At 67.9% G+C, this 9,524-nt stretch carries 8 protein-coding genes; 6 read left to right on the plus strand and 2 right to left on the minus strand.

The window, feature by feature from the left end; all coding sequences use genetic code 11:
• Nucleotides 1–31 precede the first annotated feature (31 nt).
• The 3 genes from BGN95_RS09960 (at nucleotide 32) to pdeM (ending at nucleotide 3,286) form a co-directional block, all read left to right on the plus strand.
• A complete protein-coding gene (locus BGN95_RS09960; protein ID WP_286772528.1) occupies nucleotides 32–979 on the plus strand; it encodes an aspartyl protease family protein in 948 nt (315 codons plus the stop codon).
• Between the two features lie 75 nt (nucleotides 980–1,054).
• The gene (locus BGN95_RS09965) at nucleotides 1,055–2,452 is read left to right on the plus strand and encodes a M20/M25/M40 family metallo-hydrolase (protein ID WP_286772529.1); all 1,398 of its coding nucleotides are present in this window, start codon (nucleotides 1,055–1,057) and stop codon (nucleotides 2,450–2,452) included.
• 171 nt (nucleotides 2,453–2,623) lie between these two features.
• On the plus strand, nucleotides 2,624–3,286 hold the full coding sequence (pdeM, locus tag BGN95_RS09970; protein WP_179512972.1) for a ligase-associated DNA damage response endonuclease PdeM: 663 nt from the start codon (nucleotides 2,624–2,626) through the stop codon (nucleotides 3,284–3,286).
• 127 nt (nucleotides 3,287–3,413) lie between these two features.
• Here the strand turns inward: pdeM and BGN95_RS09975 are convergent, their stop codons facing one another.
• A complete protein-coding gene (locus tag BGN95_RS09975; RefSeq protein ID WP_286772530.1) occupies nucleotides 3,414–4,628 on the minus strand; it encodes an FAD-dependent monooxygenase in 1,215 nt (404 codons plus the stop codon).
• Between the two features lie 119 nt (nucleotides 4,629–4,747).
• Between BGN95_RS09975 and BGN95_RS09980 the strand changes: the two genes are divergently transcribed.
• Nucleotides 4,748–7,027 (plus strand): FtsK/SpoIIIE family DNA translocase, encoded by a 2,280-nt coding sequence (locus BGN95_RS09980; protein ID WP_179512970.1) that lies wholly within the window; start codon nucleotides 4,748–4,750, stop codon nucleotides 7,025–7,027.
• A 186-nt stretch (nucleotides 7,028–7,213) separates the two neighbouring features.
• On the opposite strand, the gene BGN95_RS09985 is transcribed toward BGN95_RS09980, so the two are convergent.
• Nucleotides 7,214–7,915, minus strand: a complete 702-nt coding sequence (locus BGN95_RS09985; RefSeq protein WP_286772531.1) for a dienelactone hydrolase family protein — start codon at nucleotides 7,913–7,915, stop codon at nucleotides 7,214–7,216.
• Between the two features lie 138 nt (nucleotides 7,916–8,053).
• Between BGN95_RS09985 and BGN95_RS09990 the strand changes: the two genes are divergently transcribed.
• Together BGN95_RS09990 and mnmE are read left to right on the plus strand one after the other, a co-directional pair.
• Nucleotides 8,054–8,287 carry a DUF6489 family protein gene (locus tag BGN95_RS09990; RefSeq protein WP_179512968.1) on the plus strand — a complete coding sequence of 78 codons (234 nt, stop codon included), beginning with the start codon at nucleotides 8,054–8,056 and terminating at the stop codon, nucleotides 8,285–8,287.
• The coding region (gene mnmE, locus BGN95_RS09995; protein ID WP_286772532.1) for a tRNA uridine-5-carboxymethylaminomethyl(34) synthesis GTPase MnmE at nucleotides 8,287–9,524 on the plus strand (1,238 nt) is incomplete at its 3' end. The genes BGN95_RS09990 and mnmE, both read left to right, overlap by 1 nt.

Raw genomic sequence — 9,524 nt, forward strand, 5'->3', positions numbered from 1 at the left:
AAAGGGCCGGTTCGGGCGCACTCTCCAGTTCATGAAACGCATGCTCGCCATGCCCTTGCTGCTGCTTCTCGCCGCGCAATCCCCCGTGCCGCAGCCGGCTCCCGCCATACCCCCGCCCCCGCCCGCCGATGCGACGACGCCGCTCGGCGATCTGCTCAATTTCGGCGGCAATGGCGAGCGGATGACGGTGCCGGTCCAGATCGGCAGCACCGGGCCGTATCGCTTCATCATCGATACCGGCGCGCAGCGCACCGTGGTGAGCCGCGAGCTCGCCGGCAGCCTGCGGCTCGCCGCCGGCCCCACCGTGCGCGTCACCGCGATGACCGGGGTGAGCGAGGTGAGCACCGTCGTCATCCCGTCGATCACGGTCGGCGCGCTGGGCGGCGAAAGGATCGAGGCGCCCGCGCTCGAGGGGCGCTATCTCGGCGCGCCGGGGATGCTGGGGATCGATTCGCTCCAGGGCCATGCGCTGGCGATCGATTTCGACAAGCAATCGATGGTCGTCTCGCCGTCGCGGCGCCGGTCCTCGCGCGAATCGAGCGACCCCGGCGAGATCGTGGTGCGTGCGCGCAGCCTGTTCGGCCAGCTCGTCGTGACCGAGGCGACGGTCGGCGACGTCAAGGTCCGCGTCATCATCGATACCGGCTCGGCGGTGACGATGGGCAACAGCGCGCTGCAAAAGGCGGTGATGCGCCGCGGCAAGGTGGGGATCCCGATCGCGCTGACGGGGGTGACCGGGGAGACGGTGACGGTCAATTACACCGTGCTCAACACGATCAAGCTCGGCCAGATGACGATCAACGACATGCCGATCGCTTATGCCGCGAGCGACGCGCCGCCGTTCAAATTGTTCGGGCTCGACAAGCGTCCCGCGCTGATGCTGGGGATGGATGCGCTGCGGCTGTTCCGCAAGGTCGATATCGATTTCGCCAACCGCGAGGTGCGCTTCAAGATGCCGCGCAACGCGTTCATCAGCTAGGAGCTCGTGAAAGAGTTGCGCCACGCAACTATCCCTGCAACGATCGCCCCCTGAGCGAAACAGGGGGAATTAACGATGCGGGCTATGTGGTTGGCTGGAATCGCCGCGCTGGGGCTCGCCCCCGCTATCGCTGACGCCCAGGATCGACCCGACCAGAAGAATTTCTTCTCTCTTTACAAAGAGTTGGTTGAGACAAACACCGTCGTCGGGGTTGGCAGCTGCACCAAGGCCGCGGCGCAGATCGCGACCCGGCTCAAGGCGGCGGGCTATGCCGACGCCGATATCACCTCCTTCTCCGTCCCCGAGCATCCCGACGATGGCGGGGTGGTCGCGATCCTCAAGGGATCGGACGCCAAGGCCAAGCCGATGCTGCTGCTCGCGCATATCGACGTGGTCGCCGCCAAGCGCGAGGACTGGAAGCGCGATCCGTTCAAGCTGGTCGAGGAAAACGGCTTTTATTACGCGCGCGGCACCGTCGACGACAAGGCGATGGCCGCGGTGTGGGCGGATGCGATGATCCGCTTCAAGCAGCAGGGCTATCGCCCCAAGCGCGCGATCAAGATGGCGCTGACCTGCGGCGAGGAAACCACCTATGCCTTCAACGGCGCGCAATGGCTGGCGGATAACCGCCCCGAGCTGGTGAGCGGCGAATTCGCGCTCAACGAGGGCGGCGGGGGCCGGTTCGACGCCGATGGCAAGCCGCAGGCGCTGGCGGTGCAGGTCGGCGAGAAAGCCGCGCAGAATTTCACCTTCCTCGCCACCAACCCCGGCGGGCACAGTTCGGCGCCGACCCCGGCCAATGCGATCTACGAGCTGGATGATGCGCTCAGGGCGGTACAAGGCTATGAATTCCCGATAAAACTTACTGACACGACGCGCGCCTTCCTCGGCGCCACCGCGAAAGCGGTGCCGGCCGAAATGGCGGAGGCGATCACCCGCCTGCTCGCCAACCCTAACGACAAACAGGCCGATGCGATCGTCAGCCGCGACAAGGTGCTGCATTCGACGTTGCGCACGACCTGCGTCGCGACGTTGGTCAACGCGGGCCATGCCGAGAACGCGCTGCCGCAGCGCGCCACCGCCAACGTCAATTGCCGCATCTTCCCCGGCGAGACGGTGGAGGGCACGCTCGCCAAGCTCAAGGAACTCGCCGGACCGAAGGTAACCGTCACCGCCAACGCCCCGATCCGCCCGATCGCGGTGCCGCCGGCGCTCGATCCGAAGATCGTCGGGCCGATGAAGACGCTGGCCGCGAAATATTTCCCCGGCGTGCCGATGGTGCCGATGATGTCGACCGGCGCGACCGACGCGGTGTTCTTCGGCAAGATCGGGATGCCGGTCTACGGCGCGCCGGGCATCATGCTCGAACAGGATCTCAACGGCATCCACGGGCTCGACGAACGTATCCGCGTCTCGTCGCTCTATCAGGGGCGCGACTATCTGTTCGATCTGGTCAAGGCTTATGGGGGCTGACCGGTCGATCGCCTGCCTCTCGTCATGCCGGACTTGATCCGGCATCCAGCGCAACGAGCGACGCCGCTTGCGGCTCTGAATGCCGGTTCGAGCCCGGCATGACGCTATTGCTTGCGACAATCGCTTCCCAACCCAGTTGATCCCACCCCCGCGCTGCGGCATGGCGGCGTCATGGTTCCCTTTTCGTTCGCCGGCCACGAGCTCGTCGCGCTGCCGCAGGGCGCGTTGTTCTGGCCGGCGCGCGCGGCCTTGCTCGTCGCCGATCTGCATCTCGAAAAGGCAAGCTATTTCGCCGGCGCGGGGCAGATGCTCCCGCCTTATGATTCGCTCGCCACGCTGACCGATCTCGCCGCGCTGGCAACCGCGACCGCGGCGCGCGAAATCTGGTGCCTGGGCGACAGTTTCCACGATGCGCGCGGCGGTGGGCGGCTGCCCGACGCGGCGCGGGCGATGCTGCACGCGCTGATGACGCGGGCGCGCTGGACGTGGATCACCGGCAACCACGATCCGATCGACGCCGATCGCTGCGGCGGCACGGTGGTCGAGGAAGCGGTGATCGACGGCCTCGTGCTACGCCACCAGGCCGATCCCGCCGAGACGCGCCCCGAGCTGTCGGGGCATTTCCACCCGCAATTGCGCATTCGGGTGCGCGGGCGGCTCGTCGCGCGGCGGTGTTTCGTCGCCAGCGGGCGCAAATTGCTGCTCCCGGCATTCGGCGCGCTGACCGGCGGGCTCGACGCCACCCACAGCGAGATCGCGCGCGCGATCGGTGCGCCCGCGGAGGCTTTGGTGCCGGTGGAGAACCGCCTGCTGCGCTTCCCGCTGGCGGCTTAGGATTCGCTACCGCCGTTCGCCCTGAGCCTGTCGAAGGGCTGTCCTTCTTCCTTGAAAGAAAAGTGCAGGGCTTCGACAAGCTCAGCCCGAACGGGGAGAGGGCAATTCACGGACTGTTAGGGCCACCTTAAACCGTCAGCCCCTGCAACAACTTGGGCAGCGATCCGCTCTCGCCGCGCGCTTCCGCCATGAAGCGTTCCTTGAGCGGGGTGATGCGATCGACCGCCGAAATGCCGAAGCGCCGGATCGCGCTGGCGGTGCGGCCCGGAATGCCGAACAGCCGGGTCAGCGTATCGGTCGCCCCCGCGACCATCAGCGTATCGAGGCTGCGCCAGCGCTGGTAGCGATCGAGCAATTGCGCATCGCCCGCCTCCAGCCCGAGCCGCCGTCCCTCGACCAGCACCTCGACCAGCGCGGCGACATCGCGGAAACCGAGGTTGAGCCCCTGCCCCGCGATCGGATGGATGCCGTGCGCCGCGTCGCCGACCAGCGCGAGCCGCTCGGCGGTGATCGACGCGGCATGATGGAAGCCAAGCGGGAAGCTCGCGCGCGGGCTGGCGCCGGAAAGCGCGCCGAGGAACCCGCCCATCCGTTTCTCCGCCTCGGCGAGAAAGGGGCGGTCGCCGAGCTTGAGCATCGCTGGTGCGTCCGCCGCCTTCACCGTCCAGACGATCGCCGAGCGATGCCCGATCTCGTCGTCGACCAGCGGGAGCAGCGCGAACGGCCCGGCGGCGTAGAAAATCTCGTAAGCGATCTCCTCATGCTGCCGCTCGTGGTGGAACGCCGAGATGATCGCGGCATGATCGTAGCGCCATTGCGCGACCTTGATCCCGGCATCGGCGCGGGTCGGCGAATTGCGCCCCTCGGCCGCGACGAGCAGCGACGCGCCAACCGTCTCCCCCGAGGAAAGCGTCGCGGTGACGCCGGCTGGCCCACGCGTTACCGCGGTCGCGCGGGTCTTCATCCTGAGGTCGACCGTCGAACGCTTGAGCGCCTCGCCCAAGGCGATGCGCAGCCGGCGATTCTCGTACATCGTCCCCAAAGCGCCGTCGTCGGCATCGGGAATGAAATCGAGCTTGCCGGGTGCAAGCCCGTCGCTCACCCGGATATGGCGGATCGCGCAGCCATGGCCTTCGAGCCCCTCGGCGACCCCGATCGCCTCGAGCATACGGTGGCTCGCGCTGGCGATGGCGGAAGCGCGCCCGTCAAAGCCGATCGCGGTGGTGACGGTCGGGTCGGCCGGGTCGACCACGATCGTCTTGAGGCCGTGGCGATCGAGCGCGATCGCCAGCGTCGCACCGACCAGCCCGCCGCCGAGGATGAGAACGTCAGCGTGATCCATCCGCCACGCTCTATCCGCGATCCGGCGCGCTGCCAATCGCGGTGTCTTGACGCGGGACTCGGTGAGGCAGATGATTCCGCCGGGCATATCTCATCACATCGGCGGGGGATTTAAAGGCAATGGCGAGCCGGGCGAACGCATCGCTATGGCGCGAAACGGTGAAGGCAGGCGCGGCGCGCAGCGGCGCGCTGATCGTCGCGATCGCGCTGGTATTGGCCACCGCGGCGATGGCGCTGGCGCTGGTGACCTATTCGCCGGGCGACGCCGCGCTCAACACCGCCGCCGGGGAGGGCGTGCATAACCTGCTCGGCAGCGCCGGCGCGTGGTTCGCCGATATCGCGCTGACCCTGCTCGGCCCGGCGGTCGCGCTGCTGCTCCCGGTCGGGCCGATCGTCGCGCTCCGGCTGTGGCGCGATCAGCCGGTCGGCGAATGGGGGCGGATGCTGCGCAATGCTGCGCTCGGGGTCGCGCTGATGGCCACCGCGCTCGCCTGCGTCGCGCGCGGCGCGGTGCCCGCGCTGCCGTTCGGCTGGGGCGGCGGCATCGGGCTCGGCGTCGTCGCGGGCGTCCGCTGGGCGCTGGGCTTCGCCAATAATCCTGCCGTGACCTATTGGTCGGTGATCGCGCTCGGCCTGGTCTCGGGCATCGCCGGCGCGATCCTGTGGGGGCGGAGCATCGACATCGCGTTGCCGCGGGTATGGCGCGTCCGCCGCGATCGCCCGGCGGCGATCGACGACGAGGACGTGCCGCTCGAACTGGTGCGCCGCCCGGTCACCCCGCGCCCGGTGGCGCAACCCGATCCGCGCCCCGGCCCGGTGATCAGCGAGCGCAGCCTCGCGCCCTCGGCCGCACGCCCCAAACCCGCGGCGCAGGCGCAGCTCGATCTGCGCGACAATTATGTCCTGCCGACGATCGATCTGCTCACCCCGGCCCCGCCGTCGCAAAACAATGCGATCGACAAGACCGCGCTGGAGCGCAACGCGCGGCTGCTCGAGACCGTGCTCGACGATTTCCACGTCCGCGGCGAGATCAAGGAGGTCCGCCCCGGCCCGGTCGTCACGATGTACGAGCTCGAGCCGGCGCCGGGGATCAAGGCGACCCGCGTCGTCAGCCTCGCCGACGATATCGCGCGCAACATGTCCGCGATCTCGGCGCGCGTCGCGACGATCCCGGGGCGCACCGTGATCGGGATCGAACTGCCCAACGCCAAGCGCGAGACGGTGTCGCTCCACGAACTGATCGGCTCGCAATCGTTCGAGGATCAGTCGGCGCAGCTCCCCGTGGTGCTCGGCAAGAATATCGCGGGCGATCCGGTGATCGCCGATCTCGCGCCGATGCCCCACCTGCTCGTTGCGGGCACCACCGGCTCGGGCAAGTCGGTCGGGCTCAACTGCATGATCCTCTCGCTGCTGTACCGGCTGACCCCGGATCAGTGCCGCATGATCATGATCGATCCCAAGATGCTCGAATTGTCGATGTACGACGACATCCCGCATCTGCTCTCGCCGGTCGTCACCGATCCGGCCAAGGCGGTGCGTGCGCTCAAATGGGCGGTCGAGCAGATGGAGGATCGCTACCGCCAGATGTCGTCGCTCGGGGTCCGCTCGCTGAGCAGCTTCAATGACAAGGTGCGCGCCGCCCGCGCCAAGGGCGCCCCGCTCGGCCGCCGCGTCCAGACCGGGTTCGGCGAGAACGGCCAGCCGGTCTATGAGGAAGAACAGCTCGATTATCAGGTGCTGCCACAGATCGTCGTGATCGTCGACGAGCTTGCCGACCTGATGATGACCGCGGGCAAGGAAGTCGAATTCCTCATCCAGCGGCTCGCGCAAAAGGCGCGCGCGGCGGGGATTCACCTGATCATGGCCACCCAGCGTCCGTCGGTCGACGTGATCACCGGGGTGATCAAGGCCAACCTGCCGACCCGCATCTCGTTCCACGTCACCTCGAAGATCGATTCGCGCACGATCCTCGGCGAACAGGGCGCCGAGCAGCTGCTGGGCAAGGGCGACATGCTCTACATGCCCGGCGGCAAGGGCATCGTCCGCGTCCACGGCCCGTTCGTCTCCGACGACGAGGTGCGCGCGGTGACCGATCACTGGCGCGCGCAAGGGGCGCCCGATTACGTCACCTCGGTCACCGAGGAGCCCGAGCAGAGCTTCGATCTCGAAGGCGCGCCGACCGGCGAGGATTCGGCCGAGGATCAGCAATATCGCGCCGCGATCCAATTGGTGTGCGAGAGCCAGAAGGCGTCGACCTCGTGGCTCCAGCGCCAGTTGCGGATCGGCTATAACAGCGCCGCCCGGCTGATCGAGCGGATGGAGAAGGACGGCATCGTCGGCCGGCCCGACCATGTCGGCCGCCGCGAAGTGCTTCGCGACGCCGACGGGCATCCGATCTGAACGCTTCGATTAAGCGAGATTGCCCCTTCCCGTTCGAGCCGGGCCTGTCGAAGCCCTGCACTTTCTTCCGACGAAGAAGCACAGCCCTCCGGCGGGTCCCATGAAAGTATTACTTTCATGGGCGCCTTCATAAGCTCAGGGCGAACGGGACGGCAATCTCGTCGCTCTTCTCTATCAACCTATTGTTTAGGCAAGGTTTTCCTTGAAGAACGCCGCGGTCCGCTGGTCCGCGAGATCGGCCGCCTGCGGCGAGCGGCGGTTGCCCATTTCGGTTGCGAAGCCGTGATCCTCGCCCGGATAATCGTGGATCGTCACCCGCGGATGATCGTCGAGCCCGGCGTGCATCCGCTGTTGCGCGGCCTTGTCGACGAAGCCGTCCTCGCCCGCGACATGCAGCATCACCGGGCGCGCAATCGCATGCTTCTCGCCGAGCAGCCCGTCGATCCCCACGCCATAATAACCAACCGAGGCGTCGATATCGGTGCGGCACGCGGTCATGAAGGCGAGCCGGCCGCCGAGGCAATAGCCGACGCAACCGACCTTGCCCGTACCGCCGAGTAGCGCGCGCGCCTTGCGGATCGTTGCCTCGATATCGCGGATTCCGGCTTCCTGATCGAACCGGCCGAACAATTGCAGCCCGCGCTCGAACTCGGGTTTGACGTCGGGATCGAGCTGTTCGCCCGGCGCGATCCGCCAGAACAGATCGGGGGCGATCGCGAGATAGCCGTCCGCCGCCAGCCGGTCGCACTTGCCGCGGATCCCGGCGTTCACTCCGAACACTTCCTGGATCACTACGATCGCCGCGGCCGCCGTCCCCGCCGGGCGCGCGACATAGGCGCCGAAATGCGCGTCATGGTCCAGCGTTTCGACCTCGATCATCTCACCCATTGTTCACTCCATTGATGTTCTTGGTTCAATCGCTGGTCGCCCGACCGCCGACAAGCGTTGCGATAAAGGCGGAATCGCGGGCATACATAGCAAGGGACGCTATCGCGCCAGCCCATGCGGCTCAAGGAGTGGTCGGGAATGAAAGTGAATGTCGAGGTGGATTGCACCCCGGAAGAGGCGCGGCGCCTGATGGGCCTGCCGGACCTCACCCCGATCCATGAAGCCTATATCGCCAAGATGCAGGATACGATCGACAACGGGCTCCGCCCCGAGATGTTCGAGACGATGATCAAGAATTGGGCGCCGATGGGCGAGGCCGGCGTCGCCTTCTGGCGGCGACTGTTCGAGGCGGGGACCAAGCCCGGCGGGTGATGGATACGATCTTCGCCGTTTCGAGCGGCCAGCCGCCCGCGGCGATCGCAGTGCTGCGCATCAGCGGCCCGCACGCCGCAGCGACGGTCGAGGCGCTCGCGGGCGGGCTCCCCCAACCCCGCCGCGCGACGTTGCGACGGCTGCGCGATGCGGACGGCGCGTTGCTCGACGATGCGCTGCTGCTGTGGTTTCCGGGGCCAGCAACCGCGACCGGCGAAGATCTCGCCGAACTCCACCTCCACGGCGGCATCGCCACGGTGGCGGCGGTCGAGCAGACGCTTGCCTCCCGCCCCGGGCTGCGCCGCGCGCGCGGGGGCGAATTCACCCGTCGCGCGCTGGAGAACGGCCGGATCGATCTGGCGCAGGCGCAGGGGCTCGCCGACCTGCTCGAAGCCGAAAGCGAGGCGCAGCGCCGCGCGGCGATCGCCAGCGTCGACGGCGAGATCAGCCGCGCGGTCGCGCGCTGGCTCGCGACGCTCGCCGGGATCGCGGCGCGGATCGAGGCGATGATCGACTTCAGCGACGAGGATGATGTGTCGCCCGCCGACGATCGCCAGCTCGATACCGCGATCGCGGCATGGCTCGGCGAGGTGTCGGCGCTGCTCGCGCGGCCGACGGTCGAGCGGCTGCGCGAAGGCTATCGCGTGGTTCTCGCCGGGCCACCCAATGCGGGCAAATCGTCCCTGTTCAACGCGATGCTCGAACGCGACGCGGCGATCGTCACCCCGATCGCGGGGACGACGCGCGACCTGCTCGAAGCGCGGGTGATCCGCCACGGCCAGCTCTTCACGCTGATCGATACCGCGGGGCTGGCGGTGGAAACCGACGATCCGGTCGAGCGCATCGGGATCGAGCGTGCCCGGCGCGCCGCGGCGACCGCCGATATCGTGCTGTGGCTCGACGATGCCCCCGCCCCCGCCGACTGGCCGGTGACCGCGCTTCACCCGCGCAGCGACCTTCCCGATCGCGCGACGGTCCCCGCAGGCCGCATCGCGGTGTCGCGCGACGACCTCGCGAGCATCGATCGGCTGTGGCAGGTGATCGAGGAGCGCGCCGCCGCGCTGTTCGCGATCGATGGCGCCTTGCTCCGCGACCAGCAACGCGCCGCGGTGGTCGCGGCGCGCGAGTCGATCGAGCGCGACGGCATGGATCGCGATCTATTGGTACGCGCCGAAGGAGTGCGCTATGCGATGCGGCAATTGGCGGGCATCGTCGGCGCCGACGCGACCGAGACGAT

This window comes from Sphingomonas sp. 66-10, from assembly GCF_001897045.1.
Classification (GTDB): Bacteria; Pseudomonadota; Alphaproteobacteria; order Sphingomonadales; family Sphingomonadaceae; genus Sphingomonas; species Sphingomonas lycopersici.

Coding starts and splice junctions, on each gene's coding strand:
- BGN95_RS09965 (WP_286772529.1), top strand. CDS start 1,055: ATGCGGGCTATGTGGTTGGCTGGAATCGCCGCGCTGGGGCTCGCCCCC.
- BGN95_RS09960 (WP_286772528.1), top strand. CDS start 32: ATGAAACGCATGCTCGCCATGCCCTTGCTGCTGCTTCTCGCCGCGCAA.
- BGN95_RS09985 (WP_286772531.1), bottom strand. CDS start 7,915: ATGGGTGAGATGATCGAGGTCGAAACGCTGGACCATGACGCGCATTTC.
- BGN95_RS09975 (WP_286772530.1), bottom strand. CDS start 4,628: ATGGATCACGCTGACGTTCTCATCCTCGGCGGCGGGCTGGTCGGTGCG.
- BGN95_RS09990 (WP_179512968.1), top strand. CDS start 8,054: ATGAAAGTGAATGTCGAGGTGGATTGCACCCCGGAAGAGGCGCGGCGC.
- BGN95_RS09980 (WP_179512970.1), top strand. CDS start 4,748: ATGGCGAGCCGGGCGAACGCATCGCTATGGCGCGAAACGGTGAAGGCA.
- pdeM (WP_179512972.1), top strand. CDS start 2,624: ATGGTTCCCTTTTCGTTCGCCGGCCACGAGCTCGTCGCGCTGCCGCAG.